Here is a 15128-nt window from a genome sequence, read left to right as displayed (position 1 = left end):
ATGGAGCAGCATCGAGCCGGGCAACCGGGCATTGCCGAACTGGCGATGCAGACGGTCGACGACGCCAAACGCTGGGCCAGGGCGGAAACCGCCTATTACAAGGCGCTGGCCGGCGAGCGCGGCGGCGATGCCGGGATCGGCGTCGGCCTTGCCCTCGCCGCCGCCGGACTGGTTCAGGCGGCGGTCGTCGCCCTGCTGGTCGGACTGGTGCTGACACTGGCACCGGCGGTCGGGCCCGGTTGGGCGACGCTGATCGTGGTCGTCGCCACACTCCTGATCGCTAGCATCATCGGCATGGTCGCCATCGGGCGGCTGCGCCGTGCCGCGCGACCGCTTGGCGAGGAAAGCTGATGCGCTCCACCCAATATCGTCGGGAGGCGGATGCCGCCCGCGCCGCCACGCTGAACAACGCCGCACGGCTGAAGCAGCGCCTTGCCCCCTCCACGCTGATCAACGACGCGGTCGAAACCGCGCAGGCAAAGGCGATGGCCGCGGTGGAGACCGCCCAGGCAAGGGCACTGGTCGCCACCGAACAGACGATCGAAACGGTCCGGGCGCGTCCTGCGCTTGCCGGCTCGATCGCGGGCGGCGTGCTTCTGCTGGTGGCGGGCAAGCCATTGTTCCGACTGTTTCGCGGCAAACGGCACGACGACGCCACCGACCCCAACATTACCGACATCGAATTGGCCGAAGGACACCCATCATGAACGAAGCGCAGAACCCCAGCCTGACCCAGCGCACTCGCGAAGCTGCGACTCATGCAGTGGACAGCACCCGTGGCGCCGCGACCCACGCGATCGACACGACCCGCAACACCGCGTCAAAGGCGGCGCACAAGACCGCGACCGGCATCGAATCCAGCCCGCTGGCCGCGCTGGTCGGCGGTGCGGCGATCGGTGTCGCGATCGGCGCGCTGCTGCCGCGCACGGAAAAGGAGCGCCAGACGCTCGGCCCTATCGGCAAGCGACTGACCGACGGTGCCGCCGCCGCTGCCCGCAGCGCGCGGGATGCCGGCAAGCAGGAAATCGAATCGCTGATGCCCGACAAGCAGGGTGCAAAGGACCGGGCCGCCACCGTGCTCGGTAATGTCGCCAAGGCCGCGCGCGAAGGTGCCAAGACCGGCGTCTGAGAAATGACAGGGCGGCCTTGAGGATTTGGCGCAGTCCGCTATGCGCTGACCCCTCAAGGCCCGCCAGCCGAGCGGGCGTTTCACAGCACCGGGATCTTGGCGAATGAGCAAGCTTCACCTTGTCTTCGGCGGCCGCGTGAGCGACCCGATGACCCTCGACTTCACCGACCTGTCGGCCATCGACATGGTTGGCGTGTTCCCCGATTACGCCAGAGCCGAAAAGGCATGGCGCGCCGCCGCGCAGCGCACGGTGGATGATGCGGAAATGAAATATGTGGTGGTGCACCTGCACCGCCTGCTGGAACCCGATCCCGCCCTGAACCGGGGCGAGTGACACACGAAAAGGGCGGCTTCCGGGCGGCCCTTTTTCGTTTCAGCGGGCACGATCAACCTGTAAAGAAGCAGGCTGCATCCACTCCCCGCAAGCGGAGAAGCATAGATGTTCGCCTTCCTGTTTGTCGCTTTTGCCCAACTCGCAGATCCCACCCCAGCCAACATCGTAGCGGTGCGCAGCGACCTGGAGGGGTTTCTCGGAAAACATCTTACGCTTTGCGGCGAAATATCAGCCGATCGCAGCGTTATCTTTTCCGACATGAGTACGGGCATCCATGGTCGGATCGGTATCCGAATTGACGGGTTCGGGGCATCGGGACCCGACAAATGTATTTCGGGCCAATTGGTTCGACAGGACGGCAAGGGGCCGCCACCTCCCGGCGGGGGCCAGGATATTGTCATAACGGATTCGGGGGTTCACCCCGGATATATGCTTAGGGCCGTTGAGCCGTGAACGGTCCCGCATGAACTGAACAATCCCACTGGCGCGCGCATACCGGCCCGCGCCAGTGTCCTCCCCTCTACCCCCGCAAAACCGCGCCCAGCTTGCGTGCGGCCGCCACCACCTTGTCCGCCACCGCCTTCAGCTCGGCATCGGTGAAGCTCTTTTCGCCCGGTTGCAGAACGACTTCGACCGCCAGGCTTTTCAGCCCCTCACCCACACTTGCGCCAGTGAACTGGTCGAAGATGCGCGCATCGACGATCGCCGCCTTGTCGGCGCCGCGCACCGCGCGCACCAGCTGGTCGGCGGCCAGTGTGGCGGGCACGACAAACGCGAAGTCGCGGCGCACCGGCTGCAATGCGGGCGGCGCAAAGGCCGGGCGCATGAAACCGCTGGACCGCCGCGCGGGGATCGCATCGGGGTAAAGCTCGACCGCTGCGACCGGGCCGCTCAGGTCGAATGCCTGCGCCACCAGCGGATGCACCATGCCGAATGCCGCCAGCACCGTCTTGGGCCCCAGCCGCAGCGTGCCCGACTGGCCGGGATGCCATGCCTCGCCCGCGTCGCCCATCACGCTGACATTGCCGACCGGCGCGCCCGCCGCTTCCAGCAGCGCCAGCGCCTCCGCCTTGGCGTCATAGGCGTCGAAGGGCTGTGCCTTGCCGCCCTGCCATTCGCGCGGCGAACGCTCGCCCGCCAGCAGCACCGCCAGCGTCGCGCGCTCCCCATCGGCCAGGTAACGACGGCCCAGTTCGAACAGGCGCACGCTGGTCGCGCCCCGGCTCAGGTTGCGCTGCGCCGCCGCCAAAAGGCCGGGCAGCAGCGACGGGCGCATGACCTTCATGTCCTCGCTGATCGGGTTGGCCAGCGTCCATGCGCCGCCCCCGAACACCGCGGCCTGCTTCTCGGAGATGAAGCTCCACGTCACCGCCTCGTTCAAACCGCGCGCGGCGGCGGCGCGGCGCAGGCGGCGCTCGGTCCGCTGCTCCGGCGTTGCGGTCGGCAGCGCCACACCCTCGGCACGCGGCAGCGGGGTGGAGGGGACATTGTCCAGCCCCTCGATCCGGATCACTTCCTCGACCAGATCGGCCGGGCCGTCGACATCGCGGCGCCATGTCGGCGGGGTCACCTGCCAGTCGTCGCTGACGGTGAAGCCCAGCGCGATCAGGATCGCCCGCTGCTGGTCCGGCGCAACCGCCAACCCACCCAGCGTCTCGGCAAGCGCGGGGTCATAGGTAAAGCTCCCCATCTCGACCGGCGGCTGTCCCGCGCGCGTCACGCCGCTGGCGCGGCCGCCGCACAGGTCCATCACCATCCGCGTGGCAATGGCCAGCCCGTCCTCAAGGAACGCGGGGTCCACGCCGCGTTCGAACCGCCCGCGCGCATCGCTGGTCAGGTTCAGCCGCTGGCCGGTACGCGCAATCGCCTCCGGCGTGAAATAGGCGCATTCGATCAGCACGTCGGTGGTGGTTTCGGTAACGCCCGAATCCTCGCCGCCCATGATGCCGCCAATGTCGTGGACATGGGCGTCGTCGGCAATCACCGTCATGCCCGCATCCAGCGAATAGGTCTTGCCGTTCAGCGCCAGCACCTGCTCCCCCGCCCGCGCCGCGCGCGCGACCAGCCCGCCCGACAGCTTGGCCCGGTCATAGACGTGCAGCGGGCGGCCCAGGTCGAACATCACGTAATTGGTGATGTCGACCAGCGCCGAAATCGGCTTCTGCCCGATCGCCTTCAACCGGCGCTGCATCCATTCGGGCGCCGCGCCATTGGTCACGCCCGACACATTCTGTGCGAAAAAGGCGGGGCAGCCGCCCTCGTCCTCGATCGAAACCGACGGTCCCTCGCCCTCGCCCGCGACCGGCTCGACCGACAGCGGCTTCAGCGTGCCAAGGCCTGCCGCGGCCAGATCGCGGGCAATGCCGCGCACGCCCATGCAATCCTGGCGGTTCGGGGTGATCGACACGTCGATGACCGGATCGTCCATACCGGCATAATCGGCAAAGCCGGTGCCGACGGGTGCATCGGCGGGCAGTTCGATGATGCCGTCATGATCGTCGCCCAGTTCCAGCTCGCGGCTGGAACACATCATGCCGTTCGATTCGACACCGCGAATGGCCGACACACGCAGCTGCATGCCATTGGACGGCACCACCGCACCCGGCGTGCCCAGCACCCCGACCAGCCCCGCGCGGGCATTGGGCGCACCGCACACCACCTGTAACGGCGCGCCGTCGCCGGTTTCCACCGACAGCACCTGCAACTTGTCGGCCTGCGGATGGCGTTCGGCGGTCAGCACGCGCGCGACGCGAAAGCCCGCCAGCCGCTCGGCCGGGTTCTCGACGCCTTCGACCTCAAGGCCGATGCGCGTCAACGTCGTCAGAATCGTGTCGAGATCGGCTTCGGTATCAAGGTGATCCTTCAGCCAGCTCAGCGTGAACTTCATGGATATGCTTTCCTGGGAATGTCGTTCAGGCCGAAACGCCGACGCCGCCCGACAGGGTCGGCACGTCGAGCGCGGCAAAGCCGTAATGGCGCAGCCAGCGAAGGTCGCCGTCGAAGAAGGGGCGCAGGTCGTCCATGCCGTATTTGAGCATCGCCAGCCGGTCGACGCCGGTGCCGAACGCAAATCCCTGCCATTCGTTCGGGTCCAGCCCGCACGCCTCGATCACCTTGCGATGGACCATGCCGCTGCCCAGCACTTCCATCCAGCCTTCGGACCCGCCGATCACGCGCTTTCCCTTGACGATCGAATAGCCGACATCGACCTCCACCGACGGCTCAGTGAACGGGAAATAGCTGGCGCGCAGCCGCAGCACGATGTCGTCCCGCTCGAAAAACGCCTTCAGAAACGTCTCCAGCGTCCATTTCAGATGGCCAAGGGTGATGCCCCGGTCGATGACCAGCCCCTCGATCTGGTGGAACATCGGCGTGTGCGTGGCGTCGCTGTCGCTGCGATAGACCCGGCCCGGCGCGATGATGCGAATGGGCGGCTTGTCCTTCATCATCGTGCGGATCTGCACGGGGGAGGTATGGGTGCGAAGCAGCATCCGCTTTTCCCCCTCATCGGGGAAATAGAAGGTGTCGTGCATCGCCCGCGCCGGATGTGTCTCAGGAATGTTGAGCGCGGAGAAATTGTGCCAGTCGTCCTCGATCTCCGGTCCGGCCGCCACGGCAAAGCCCAGATCGGCGAAAATCTCGGCCAGCTCGTCCATGACCTGGCTGACCGGATGCACCGTGCCCGCCGGTACGCCCGATGCGGGCAGCGTCATGTCCAGCGTTTCCGCCGCCAGCCGCGCGTCGAGCGCTGCGCGCTCCAGCGCCGCCTTGCGCGCGCCGATGGCGTTCGTCACCGCTTCGCGCAGGCCATGGATCGCCGGCCCTTCGACCTGACGCTCTTCGGGCGTCATCGCGCCCAGCGATTTCAGGAGCGCGGTGATGCGCCCCTGCTTGCCCAGCGCCTCGACGCGGATCGTCTCGACCGCCTCGGCGCTGTCGGCGGCATCGACGCGCGCGAGCAGGTCGGCCTGAAGTGTCTGAAGCTCGCTCATTTCAATTCCTGAATCGGCAAATGGGTGCCCGTTGCTCCCCCGAAACCCGATGCGGCGCGGCAAATCAACCCGTGGTGACACTTTGACGCGCGGATAAGCCGCTGGCAGGGAGCATCATCATGGCCGCTCCCTTCTATCGCCCCGCGCTGTTCGCACTCGATCCCGAACAGGCGCATCGCCTGACCATCCGCGCACTTGCCACCTGGGGCAAGGCGGGCACGCCGCTGGCCATGCGGCCAAAGGGAAAGCCGGTGCGGATCGCGGGTCTGGATTTCCCCAACCCCGTTGGCCTCGCCGCCGGGGTGGACAAGGATGCGGAGGCGATTGACGGTTTCCTCGGCCTCGGCTTCGGCTTTGTCGAGGTCGGCACCCTCACCCCGCGCCCGCAAGCGGGCAATCCCAAGCCGCGTCTGTTCCGGCTGGTGGAGGATGAGGCCGTCGTCAATCGCATGGGCTTCAACAATGGTGGCATCGAAGCCGCTCTGCCCCGCATCGCCGCCGCGCGCCGTCGCCACGGCATCGTCGGCATCAATGTCGGCGCAAACAAGGATTCGGACGATCGCGTCGCCGATTACGCGCACGCCGTCACGCGCGTCGCGCCGCTCGCCGATTATGTGACGATCAATATCAGCTCCCCCAACACGCCCGGCCTGCGCGACCTGCAATCGCAACCTGCGCTGGGCGAGCTGCTCTCCGCCAGCGACGATGCGCGGCGTGCGGGGGGTGAGCGGGTGCCGCTGTTCCTGAAAATCGCCCCCGACCTCGACACCGCCGCGCTGGATGTCGTCGCGCGCGCGGCCATCGACCACGGCGTCGACGCGCTGATCGTGTCGAACACCACCATCGCCCGCCGCGACAGCTTGCGCTCCCCCCATGCGGGCGAAGCGGGCGGCCTGTCGGGCAAGCCGCTGGCGGAGCGCGCGCGCCAGATGCTGGTCGCGGCGCGGGCAGCGACCGGCGGACAGATGCCGCTGATTTCCGCCGGCGGCATCGATTCGGCGGATGAGGCGCAGCGGCGGCTGGATGCGGGGGCCAGTCTGGTTCAGCTTTATTCGGCGCTGGTCTATCACGGCCCCGGTCTGGCCGCGCGGATCGTGCGGGGGCTCAGGCGGTAACGATCTTGCCGTCCTGCACCATGACCGGCCAGGGCGTCAGCCGTGTGCCGGGGCAAGGGCCGCCCAGACACTCGCCGTCCTCCAAGCGAAAAACCGCGCCGTGCCACGCGCACACGATGCGCGCACCGTCGGGCGACAGGTAATCGTCCAGCTGCTGCGCCAGCGGCACGCCCATATGCGGGCACCGGTCGACATAGCCGACGACGCCATCCCCCCGCCGCACGACGAAGCCATGAAAGCGGCCCGCACGCAATTGCAGTACGAAATTGCGCGCTGCTCCGTCGGCGATCGCCTCGACCGGCGCCAGCGTCACACCCGCCGGGGTCGCAAAGACACGGCCATTCGCCGGCGCATCACTCATTCCGGCAGCTTCGCCTTGGGAAAGTCGCGCCACGCCGCGTCATAATCGGGCTGCGCCGTCGCCAGCGCGTGCGCGGTCGGGCGATAGGGCCAGCAGCTTTCCAGCATGAACGCCATCGTCCCGTCGATCCGGTGCGGCTTCAGCTCCGCGGCGCTTGCCTTTTCCCATGTCGCCAGATCGGGGCCATGACCCGCCATCAGATTGTGCAGGCTGATGCCACCGGGGCGGAACCCCTCCGCCTTCGCGTCATAGGCACCGTGGATCAGGCCCATCGCTTCCGACATGACGTTGCGGTGGAACCATGGCGGGCGGAACGTGTCCTCCGCCACCATCCAGCGCGGCGGAAAGATCACGAAATCGGCATTTGCCCGCCCCGGCACATCGCTGGGCGACGTCAGCACGGTAAAGATCGACGGGTCGGGATGGTCGAAACTGACGGTATTCATGGTGTTGAACCGCGACAGGTCGTACCGCCACGGCGCCAGATTGCCGTGCCACGCCACCACGTCCAGCGGGCTGTGATCCAGCGTCGTCGTCCACAGCGAGCCCATGAACTTCTGCACCACCTCGACCGCCTGGTCCCGGTCCTCGAACCACGCGACCGGCGTTTCGAAATCGCGCGGGTTGGCCAGTCCATTGGCGCCGATCGGCCCCAGATCGGGCAGGCGGAACAGGCTGCCGTGATTTTCCGCGACATAACCCCGCGCCGCGCCATCGGGCAGCAGTGCGCGAAACCGCACGCCGCGCGGCACCAGCGCCACCTGTCCCGGCGCCACATCGATCCGCCCCATCTCGGTCAACAGCGTCAGTCGCCCCTGTTCGGGCAGGAACAGCATCTCGCCATCAGCATTCTGGAACACCCGCGCATCCATGTCGCGATTGGCGGCATAGACGTGCAGCGCGACCCCTTCCAGACTGGCGGGATCGCGATTGGCCATCATCGTGACCATCCCGTCGATCAGGTCGACCGGCGCCTCCGGCATCGGCTGCGGGTCCCAGCGCAGGCGATTGGGGGCAAGCGGCGCATCGTCGGTGCCCGGCGCGAACTTCGCCGCGCCTTCGTATCGCACGAACGGCGGATGCTCGGCGGTGGGGCGCAGTCGATACAGCCACGACCGCCGATTCTCATGCCGGGGCGCGGTAAAGGCAGTGCCGGACAGCTGCTCGGCATATAGGCCGAAGGCGGGATGCTGCGGACTGTTGCGCCCGACCGGCAGCGCACCCGCCACCGCCTCGGTCGAGACATGGTTGCCGAAACCGGGAATGTACCGGGCGCTTTCGTCCTGCTGCATTGTCTCTCTCCATCCGCCGGGCGTCGGACCCGGCCCGGCTTGCCGTGCCGGCCGGTCGACGACAGCGCCTCCGCGCTGCATCTTGGCCGAAGCCAGGGCTTCGACCTTCGATCACTCGTCGACCGTGATCACGCCGCGCCGGATTTGATCCAGCTCGATCGATTCGTACAACGCCTGAAAATTGCCGTTGCCGAACCCTTCATTGCCCTTGCGCTGAATGATCTCGAAAAAGATCGGCCCGAACATATTCTCGGTAAAGATCTGGAGCAGGATGCCCTCATCCCCGGTATCGCCATCGATCAGGATACGGTTCTTCTTCAGACGCTCCAGATCCTCGCCGTGCCCCGGTACGCGCTTGTCGACCAGCTCGTAATAGGTCTCGATCGTGTCCTGCAACCGGACGCCACGTGCGCGCAGCTTTTCGACAGTTTCGTAAATATTGTCGGTGGTGAAGGCCAGATGCTGGATACCCTCGCCATTATAATCGCGGATGAATTCCTCGATCTGGCTCTTGTCGTCCTGGCTTTCGTTCAGGGGGATGCGGATCGCCTTGTCGGGCGCGATCATCGCCTGGCTGAACAGGCCGGTCGCCTTGCCCTTGATGTCGAAATACTTCTGTTCTTCGAAATTGAAGATGCGATTGTAGAACTCCGCCCATACCCGCATCTGCCCGCGCCGGACATTGTGGGTCAGGTGGTCGAGCAGGTCGAGACCGACCGAGTTTTCCCGCTCCGCTTCCTCCGCGCCGGGGACAGCGTTCCAGTCGTCATACAGGCTGCCGCGCTCGCCATGCCGGTCGATCAGGTACAGCATCGACCCGCCGATCCCCTCCAGCGCATAACCGGTGCCCAGCGCCCCGCGCGATGCGTCAGCGGGCTTGGCGCCGCGCGCCACCGCATTGTCGAATGCCGCCTTCGCGTCCTGCACGCGGAACGCCATGCCCGCTGCCGACGGCCCGTGCGCCGCGTGAAAATCCGCCGCATGACCATCGGTCATACGGTTGAGCAGCAGGTTGATGCGTCCCTGCTTGTACCGCACCACATCGCGGGTCGGATGCGTCGATGCCGCGACGAAACCCATCTGTTCCAGCTGAGCCGCCATGCGCGCGGGATCGGGCGAGGTGAACTCGCAAAACTCGAACCCGTCCAGGCCCAGGGGGTTCACGTCCATATGCGCCATGACAGCATCCTCCGGCAATGTGGTTTCAGTTGTTACCACTATCGTTCGCACATGGCCCAGCGTCAAGCAGGGGGTTGGAACCCTGACGGTCACGGGGCATTCGTCTTTCGAGAATGCGACAGGAGGATTTGATGCGGATTATGATGGCAGCGACGGCAATGGGCGCGCTGATGCTTGGCGCCTGTGCAATGACCGGCGGCGGTGCCGGCGGCGGCGATCAGACGGCCGTCGCCGACCTGATTACCGCAAATGGCCAGTCGGTCGGTCGCGCAACCGCGACCGCCGTGGGCGGCGACATTCGCCTCGTCGTCGAAGGGCGCAACATGCCCCCCGGCATGCACGGCGCCCATGTCCACACCGTCGGCCGGTGCGAAGCGCCGACCTTTGAAACAGCGGGCGGGCACTGGAACCCGACCACGCGCCAGCACGGCATGGAAAACCCTGCCGGTCCTCATGCCGGTGACGCCCCAAATCTCGACGTACAGAGCGATGGCCGCGGCACGCTGACCTTCACGCTGCCGGGCGGCACGTTTGACGGTCTGTTCGATGGTGATGGCTCCGCGATGATGATCCACGCCGGGCCCGACGACATGAAGACCGATCCATCGGGCAACAGCGGCGGGCGGATCGCCTGCGGCGTGTTCCGCCGCGCGTAACGCGACTGAAATTGCCGCCCCGACAAATGCGGGGCGGCAACATGTGCCTGGAACCGCGCGCGCATGTCATTTTCATACAAGACCGGCCTCGCCGATCCCTTTAACCCGGCGGCTGCGACCCGAGAGGTTCCTTCGCGGGAACTTCTTATTTTGGGGCGGTTACCCTTAAATGGGTGGCCGCCCTATTTTTTCGCGCTCAGCATAGAAGCGCAATAATAAGTTACAAATGACCCTTTCCGGTCACCCACAGATATATCATAAATTAACCAGTGACCGATTCGGTGCTCGGGGGGCAATCGAAACCTGATCGGTCGGGGGGAATTTGTGTCGAATGCATCTTGAGTTCCTGCCGCCACCGCCAGCGGTGGCGTCGCTCGTCACGATCTTCTATCTCTACCGCTCGGATGAGCCGGTAGTTGAGGGGATTGAAAGGGCCGATGTCGGCCAGATCCGGTTCATGCTGCGCGGTTCGGGGGAACTGCGTTTTCCGCAGGGGCATGTCGAACCATCCTGCCCGGTGATGATCAACGGGCCGGGGACCGGGGCCGCGCCCTACCGCGTCGAAGGACCGTTTCATTGTTTCGGCATTGCGCTCAGCCCCGTGGGATGGGGATCGCTGATCGGCATCCCGGCGCATGAACGGGCGGATCATGTCACCGACGGGATCGCATTGTTCGGCCCGCGCGCGGCTGCCCTGCTGGACCAGCTCAGGGGTCTGACAACGCTGCCGGACATGATCGCCGCTAGCGAAAGCTTTCTGATTGAGCGCGCCCGCCCTGTCCCGCCCGAACATGTGCGTTTGTGCGAAGCGGTCCGCGCCTGGCTTGCCGAAAGCGAAGTCCCGCGGGTCCAGGCCCTGTTCGATTCGATCCCGCTTTCCTCGCGACAGGTCGTGCGGCTGGTGAACCATTATTTCGGCGCCCCGCCCAAGCTTTTGGAGCGCAAGTTCCGCGCTCTGCGCGCCGCCTCGGCCCTGGCGGAGGGTGCCGATCCGCGCGGCGTGGCCGAACCCTTTTACGATCAGTCGCACATGATCCGTGAAATCCGCCACTTCACCGGCCATACGCCCGGCACGCTGGCAGCGCGGATGGACCCGGTGCTGGCGATGACGCTGTCGCCTGGCGCTTTCAACGAACTGGCACCGCCCGAACGGGGTTGACCAAAGGGATCACCGCGCCCACATGCCAATCGGAACAAAACCGTCCGATTGGGAGATTATGCGACTTTCCGCCCAGGCCGATTATGCCGTCGTGATGATGCGCGCCGCCGCTCGCCAGTGCGGGTCGGTGCGTCTCAACGCGACGTTGCTGGCCGCGGAAACCGGTCTGCCGCTGCCGACGGTACAGAAACTGGTCAGCCGCCTGTCGGCTGCCGGCCTGATTGAAAGCTCGCGCGGGACCGGCGGCGGCTTTCGCCTCGCCCGCCCGCCTGCGGCCATCACCCTTGCTGACATTGTCGAAGCGATCGAGGGGCCGATCGCCATGACGCAATGCGTCGACAATGGCCGCCACGACTGCGCGATCGAAGGGTCGTGCGAGGTTCGCCCCCACTGGAACGCCGTCAACGGTGCCGTTCGCGGCGCGCTGGCGGGCATTACCCTGTCCAACCTTATCGACGCGCCCGCACCCGAACCCGTGGGCCTTGGAGCCGAAGCATGACCGATACCGCCATGGCCGTGAGAAACGCCGAGGCGCTGGCCGCCGCCAACAAGAAATATGAGTGGGGCTTCAGCTCCGACATCGAGCAGGACTTCGCACCCAAGGGGCTGAGCGAAGACACGGTGCGCTTCATCTCCGCCAAGAAGGGCGAGCCTGAATGGATGCTCGACTGGCGGCTCAAGGCGTTCCGCATGTGGCAGACGATGGAGGCACCCGACTGGGCCAAGCTCAACGTGCCGCCGATCGACTATCAGAACGCCTATTACTACGCCGAACCGCGCGCCAAGCCCAAGCTGGACAGCCTGGACGAGGTCGATCCCGAAATCCTGCGCGTGTACGAAAAGCTGGGCATCCCGATCGAGGAGCAGAAGGTGCTCGCCGGGGTGGAGGGCGCACGCCGGGTCGCGGTGGACGCGGTGTTCGACAGCGTTTCGGTCGCCACCACCTTCCGCAAGGAGCTTGAGGCCGCGGGCGTCATCTTCCGCTCGATCAGCGAAGCGATCAAGGAATATCCCGATCTGGTCCGGCAATGGCTGGGCAAGGTCGTGCCGATGCGCGACAATTATTTCGCGACGCTCAACTGCGCGGTCTTTTCCGACGGCACCTTCGTCTACATTCCGGAGGGCGTTCGCTGCCCCATGGAATTATCGACCTATTTCCGCATCAATGCCGAAAACACCGGCCAGTTCGAACGCACGCTGATCGTCGCCGACAAGGGTAGCTATGTCAGCTATCTTGAGGGCTGCACCGCGCCGATGCGCGACGAAAACCAGCTTCACGCCGCCGTGGTCGAACTGGTCGCGCTCGACGACGCCGAGATCAAATATTCGACCGTTCAGAACTGGTATCCCGGCGACGAAAACGGCGTCGGCGGCATCTATAATTTCGTGACCAAGCGCGCTTTATGTCAGGGCCGCAATTCAAAGGTGTCGTGGACGCAGGTCGAAACCGGCAGCGCGATCACCTGGAAATATCCCAGCTGCGTGCTGAACGGCGAGAACTCGGTCGGCGAATTCTACTCCGTCGCGGTCACCAACGGGCGGCAACAGGCCGATACCGGCACCAAGATGATCCACAACGGCAAGGGGTCGCGCTCGACCATCGTGTCCAAGGGGATTTCGGCCGGCCGCAGCGACAACACCTATCGCGGCCTCGTCCGCGTCGCGCCGGGGGCCGAGGGCGTCCGCAACTTCACCCAGTGCGACAGCCTGCTGCTCGGCGACCAGTGCGGCGCGCACACGGTCCCCTATATCGAGGTCCGCAACCCCTCCGCCCAGATCGAGCATGAAGCCACGACCAGCAAGATCAGCGAAGACCAGATGTTCTACGCCCAGCAACGCGGCCTGGACAGCGAAGCGGCGGTGGCGCTGATCGTCAACGGCTTTGCCAAGGAAGTGCTGCAGCAACTTCCTATGGAGTTCGCGGTCGAGGCGCAAAAGCTGCTCGGAATCAGCCTCGAAGGATCGGTTGGCTAACGCCAGTTACGGAAAGAAATATGCTCAATATCAACAACCTCCACGCCGAAATTGACGGCAAGCCGATCCTCAAGGGCCTTTCGCTCAGCGTCAATGCGGGCGAAGTTCACGCGATCATGGGCCCCAATGGCGCGGGCAAGTCGACGCTCGGCTATGTGCTGGGCGGTCGCGACGCCTATGACGTGACCGACGGTTCGGTCGCGCTGGACGGCGCGGACCTGCTGGAAATGGACCCGCATGAGCGCGCCGCCGCCGGCCTGTTCCTGGGCTTCCAGTACCCGGTCGAAATCCCCGGCATCTCCAACCTGCACTTCCTGCGCGAAGCACTGAACAGCCAGCGCCGCGCGCGCGGTGAGGAACCCCTGTCAGGCGGCGAATTCATCAAGCTCGCCCGCGCACAGGCCGATGCGCTCGGCATGGATGCCGACATGCTCAAGCGCAACGTCAATGTCGGCTTTTCGGGCGGTGAGAAGAAGCGCAACGAAATGGTGCAGATGGGCATCCTCTCGCCGCGCATCGCCATTCTGGACGAAACCGACAGCGGCCTCGACATTGACGCACTTCGCATCGTCGGCGACGGGATCAACCGCATCATGCGCGCCCCCGACAAGGCCGTCGTGCTGATCACGCACTATCAGCGCCTGCTCGACTATGTGCAGCCCGATTTCGTGCATGTGCTGGCCGACGGCCGCATCGTGCGTTCCGGCGGGCCGGAACTCGCCAGGGAGCTGGAACGCGAAGGCTATGGAGCGATCGCGGCGTGAGCGACCTGCCCACCAACAAGATGGAGGCGTGGCGCTGGACCGACCTGTCCGCGCTTGAGGCCGCCCGCGCCACGCCGCGCGCGACCGTCCTGCCGCCGGTCGAGGACTTCTGGATCGAGGGCGAAGGCCCACGGCTGGTGTTCGTCGACGGCGCGTTCGACGCCGCGCGCAGCACCCCCGGCCCCGTGGCGGTCGAGGCGTTGAGCGCCGACAGCACCCACCCCCTCGCCGCCGCGACTACCGGCACCGGCTGGCGCCTGTCGCTGGATGCCGAGCGGGCGGTTACCAACATTCAGATCGTCCATGTCTCAACCGGCGGTGAAAACCACCTGCCCGGCCGGATCGAACTGGGCCGCGATGCGGTGGCGTCGGTGGTTGAAACCTATGTCGGCACCGGCTGGTCGAACCGGCTGACCACGCTGACGCTGGCAGAGGGCGCGCGCCTGATGCGCTCGGTCCGCATCCTTCAGGACAGCGGCTTCGTTTCGCTGCGCGACGAAGCGACCATCGGACAGGCCGCCAGCCTTGCCAGCACCTTCCTTGGCGCCGGCGGTGCGGGTGCGCGGATCGACGGCCATCTGCACGTCACCGGCAATGGCGGCTTTGCCGAAATGGGCGGCGCACTGCTGACGCGCGGCGAGGAGCGCAAGGAATGTGCCGTCACCGTGCTGCACGATGCGCTGGACGGATCGAGCCGTCAATACTGGCGCGCCGTCGCCGCCGATCGCTCTGCCGCCAGCCTGGCCGCGCGGGTCGATGTCGCACGCGGCGCACAGAAAACCGATGGTGAACAGTCACTTCGCGGCCTTCTTTTGCATCGCACGGCAACCGTAAACCTCAAGCCCGAGCTGGAAATCTTCGCAGACGATGTGAAGTGCGCGCATGGCGCGACCGTGGGTGAGTTGGACAAGCGCGCGCTGTTCTACCTGAAATCGCGTGGCATCCCGCACGGGCTGGCGACTGCGATGCTGACCCGCGCGTTCGTTGCCGACGCCATCGACCGCATCGGCGAAGACGCCGTGCGCGAAGCATTCGCTGCGGACGCCGAACGCTGGCTGACGGCGGCGCTGTGATGCTGTCCTACACCGCCGGCCCCTGCTATCGCGGCGCCATGGCCCGCCCCCGCCCCGCCCCGCCGCTGCGCCCGGCGCGGCTGCTGAAGGGGGAAAGTCA

The 15128-nt window shown here is 66.0% G+C and carries 17 protein-coding genes; 12 read left to right on the top strand and 5 right to left on the bottom strand.

The window, feature by feature from the left end; translation table 11 throughout:
• The 5 genes from ACAX61_RS10285 (at position 1) to ACAX61_RS10265 (ending at position 1916) form a co-directional block, all read left to right on the top strand.
• Positions 1–351, top strand: a complete 351-nt coding sequence (locus tag ACAX61_RS10285; RefSeq protein WP_370714660.1) for a phage holin family protein — start codon at positions 1–3, stop codon at positions 349–351.
• Positions 351–707: a hypothetical protein gene (locus tag ACAX61_RS10280; RefSeq protein ID WP_370714659.1), complete on the top strand. Its 357-nt coding sequence runs from the start codon at positions 351–353 to the stop codon at positions 705–707. Before ACAX61_RS10285 ends, ACAX61_RS10280 begins: the two co-directional genes overlap by 1 nt.
• A complete protein-coding gene (locus tag ACAX61_RS10275; protein ID WP_370714658.1) occupies positions 704–1129 on the top strand; it encodes a hypothetical protein in 426 nt (141 codons plus the stop codon). Before ACAX61_RS10280 ends, ACAX61_RS10275 begins: the two co-directional genes overlap by 4 nt.
• A 103-nt stretch (positions 1130–1232) precedes the next feature.
• Positions 1233–1463, top strand: a complete 231-nt coding sequence (locus ACAX61_RS10270; protein WP_370714657.1) for a DUF4170 domain-containing protein — start codon at positions 1233–1235, stop codon at positions 1461–1463.
• Positions 1464–1568: 105 nt separating this feature from the next.
• Positions 1569–1916 carry a hypothetical protein gene (locus ACAX61_RS10265; protein WP_370714656.1) on the top strand — a complete coding sequence of 116 codons (348 nt, stop codon included), beginning with the start codon at positions 1569–1571 and terminating at the stop codon, positions 1914–1916.
• A 67-nt stretch (positions 1917–1983) separates the two neighbouring features.
• Here ACAX61_RS10265 and pheT read toward each other — a convergent pair whose 3' ends face one another.
• Positions 1984–4350, bottom strand: a complete 2367-nt coding sequence (pheT, locus tag ACAX61_RS10260; protein WP_370714655.1) for a phenylalanine--tRNA ligase subunit beta — start codon at positions 4348–4350, stop codon at positions 1984–1986.
• 25 nt (positions 4351–4375) lie between these two features.
• On the bottom strand, positions 4376–5455 hold the full coding sequence (pheS, locus tag ACAX61_RS10255; RefSeq protein WP_370714654.1) for a phenylalanine--tRNA ligase subunit alpha: 1080 nt from the start codon (positions 5453–5455) through the stop codon (positions 4376–4378).
• Positions 5456–5574: 119 nt separating this feature from the next.
• Between pheS and ACAX61_RS10250 the strand changes: the two genes are divergently transcribed.
• Positions 5575–6570 carry a quinone-dependent dihydroorotate dehydrogenase gene (locus tag ACAX61_RS10250; RefSeq protein WP_370714653.1) on the top strand — a complete coding sequence of 332 codons (996 nt, stop codon included), beginning with the start codon at positions 5575–5577 and terminating at the stop codon, positions 6568–6570.
• On the opposite strand, the gene ACAX61_RS10245 is transcribed toward ACAX61_RS10250, so the two are convergent.
• The 3 genes from ACAX61_RS10245 to hppD form a co-directional block, all read right to left on the bottom strand.
• A complete protein-coding gene (locus tag ACAX61_RS10245; RefSeq protein WP_370714652.1) occupies positions 6560–6931 on the bottom strand; it encodes a Rieske (2Fe-2S) protein in 372 nt (123 codons plus the stop codon). The genes ACAX61_RS10250 and ACAX61_RS10245 overlap by 11 nt on opposite strands.
• On the bottom strand, positions 6928–8223 hold the full coding sequence (hmgA, locus tag ACAX61_RS10240; RefSeq protein ID WP_370714651.1) for a homogentisate 1,2-dioxygenase: 1296 nt from the start codon (positions 8221–8223) through the stop codon (positions 6928–6930). The genes ACAX61_RS10245 and hmgA overlap by 4 nt, the downstream gene beginning before the upstream one ends.
• A 111-nt stretch (positions 8224–8334) precedes the next feature.
• Positions 8335–9402 (bottom strand): 4-hydroxyphenylpyruvate dioxygenase, encoded by a 1068-nt coding sequence (gene hppD / locus ACAX61_RS10235; RefSeq protein WP_370714650.1) that lies wholly within the window; start codon positions 9400–9402, stop codon positions 8335–8337.
• A 131-nt stretch (positions 9403–9533) separates the two neighbouring features.
• Here hppD and ACAX61_RS10230 point away from each other — a divergent pair, with 131 nt between their 5' ends.
• The 6 genes from ACAX61_RS10230 (at position 9534) to ACAX61_RS10205 (ending at position 15028) form a co-directional block, all read left to right on the top strand.
• Positions 9534–10058, top strand: a complete 525-nt coding sequence (locus ACAX61_RS10230; RefSeq protein WP_370714649.1) for a superoxide dismutase family protein — start codon at positions 9534–9536, stop codon at positions 10056–10058.
• A gap of 331 nt (positions 10059–10389) precedes the next feature.
• Positions 10390–11217: a DUF6597 domain-containing transcriptional factor gene (locus tag ACAX61_RS10225; RefSeq protein WP_370714648.1), complete on the top strand. Its 828-nt coding sequence runs from the start codon at positions 10390–10392 to the stop codon at positions 11215–11217.
• Between the two features lie 58 nt (positions 11218–11275).
• On the top strand, positions 11276–11716 hold the full coding sequence (locus tag ACAX61_RS10220) for an SUF system Fe-S cluster assembly regulator (protein ID WP_370714647.1): 441 nt from the start codon (positions 11276–11278) through the stop codon (positions 11714–11716).
• Positions 11713–13191 carry a Fe-S cluster assembly protein SufB gene (sufB, locus tag ACAX61_RS10215; RefSeq protein ID WP_370714646.1) on the top strand — a complete coding sequence of 493 codons (1479 nt, stop codon included), beginning with the start codon at positions 11713–11715 and terminating at the stop codon, positions 13189–13191. The genes ACAX61_RS10220 and sufB overlap by 4 nt, the downstream gene beginning before the upstream one ends.
• A gap of 20 nt (positions 13192–13211) precedes the next feature.
• Positions 13212–13955, top strand: coding sequence for a Fe-S cluster assembly ATPase SufC (sufC, locus tag ACAX61_RS10210; protein ID WP_370714645.1), 744 nt, complete (start codon positions 13212–13214; stop codon positions 13953–13955).
• On the top strand, positions 13952–15028 hold the full coding sequence (locus ACAX61_RS10205) for a SufB/SufD family protein (RefSeq protein ID WP_370714644.1): 1077 nt from the start codon (positions 13952–13954) through the stop codon (positions 15026–15028). Before sufC ends, ACAX61_RS10205 begins: the two co-directional genes overlap by 4 nt.
• Positions 15029–15128: the final 100 nt, after the last annotated feature.

It is taken from the genome of Sphingomonas sp. IW22 (assembly GCF_041321155.1).
In the GTDB taxonomy this organism is placed as follows: Bacteria; Pseudomonadota; Alphaproteobacteria; order Sphingomonadales; family Sphingomonadaceae; genus Sphingomonas.
Note: the sequence above shows the minus strand (reverse complement) of the source record. Positions and strands in the feature narration are given on the sequence as shown.

Bases quoted from the DNA above. Each gene is read 5' to 3' on its own strand.
- ACAX61_RS10265 (WP_370714656.1), top strand. From the start codon at position 1,569: ATGTTCGCCTTCCTGTTTGTCGCTTTTGCCCAACTCGCAGATCCCACC.
- ACAX61_RS10275 (WP_370714658.1), top strand. From the start codon at position 704: ATGAACGAAGCGCAGAACCCCAGCCTGACCCAGCGCACTCGCGAAGCT.
- ACAX61_RS10250 (WP_370714653.1), top strand. From the start codon at position 5,575: ATGGCCGCTCCCTTCTATCGCCCCGCGCTGTTCGCACTCGATCCCGAA.
- sufB (WP_370714646.1), top strand. From the start codon at position 11,713: ATGACCGATACCGCCATGGCCGTGAGAAACGCCGAGGCGCTGGCCGCC.
- pheS (WP_370714654.1), bottom strand. From the start codon at position 5,455: ATGAGCGAGCTTCAGACACTTCAGGCCGACCTGCTCGCGCGCGTCGAT.
- sufC (WP_370714645.1), top strand. From the start codon at position 13,212: ATGCTCAATATCAACAACCTCCACGCCGAAATTGACGGCAAGCCGATC.
- ACAX61_RS10270 (WP_370714657.1), top strand. From the start codon at position 1,233: ATGAGCAAGCTTCACCTTGTCTTCGGCGGCCGCGTGAGCGACCCGATG.
- hmgA (WP_370714651.1), bottom strand. From the start codon at position 8,223: ATGCAGCAGGACGAAAGCGCCCGGTACATTCCCGGTTTCGGCAACCAT.
- ACAX61_RS10220 (WP_370714647.1), top strand. From the start codon at position 11,276: ATGCGACTTTCCGCCCAGGCCGATTATGCCGTCGTGATGATGCGCGCC.
- pheT (WP_370714655.1), bottom strand. From the start codon at position 4,350: ATGAAGTTCACGCTGAGCTGGCTGAAGGATCACCTTGATACCGAAGCC.
- ACAX61_RS10245 (WP_370714652.1), bottom strand. From the start codon at position 6,931: ATGAGTGATGCGCCGGCGAATGGCCGTGTCTTTGCGACCCCGGCGGGT.
- ACAX61_RS10285 (WP_370714660.1), top strand. From the start codon at position 1: ATGGAGCAGCATCGAGCCGGGCAACCGGGCATTGCCGAACTGGCGATG.
- hppD (WP_370714650.1), bottom strand. From the start codon at position 9,402: ATGGCGCATATGGACGTGAACCCCCTGGGCCTGGACGGGTTCGAGTTT.
- ACAX61_RS10230 (WP_370714649.1), top strand. From the start codon at position 9,534: ATGCGGATTATGATGGCAGCGACGGCAATGGGCGCGCTGATGCTTGGC.
- ACAX61_RS10280 (WP_370714659.1), top strand. From the start codon at position 351: ATGCGCTCCACCCAATATCGTCGGGAGGCGGATGCCGCCCGCGCCGCC.
- ACAX61_RS10225 (WP_370714648.1), top strand. From the start codon at position 10,390: ATGCATCTTGAGTTCCTGCCGCCACCGCCAGCGGTGGCGTCGCTCGTC.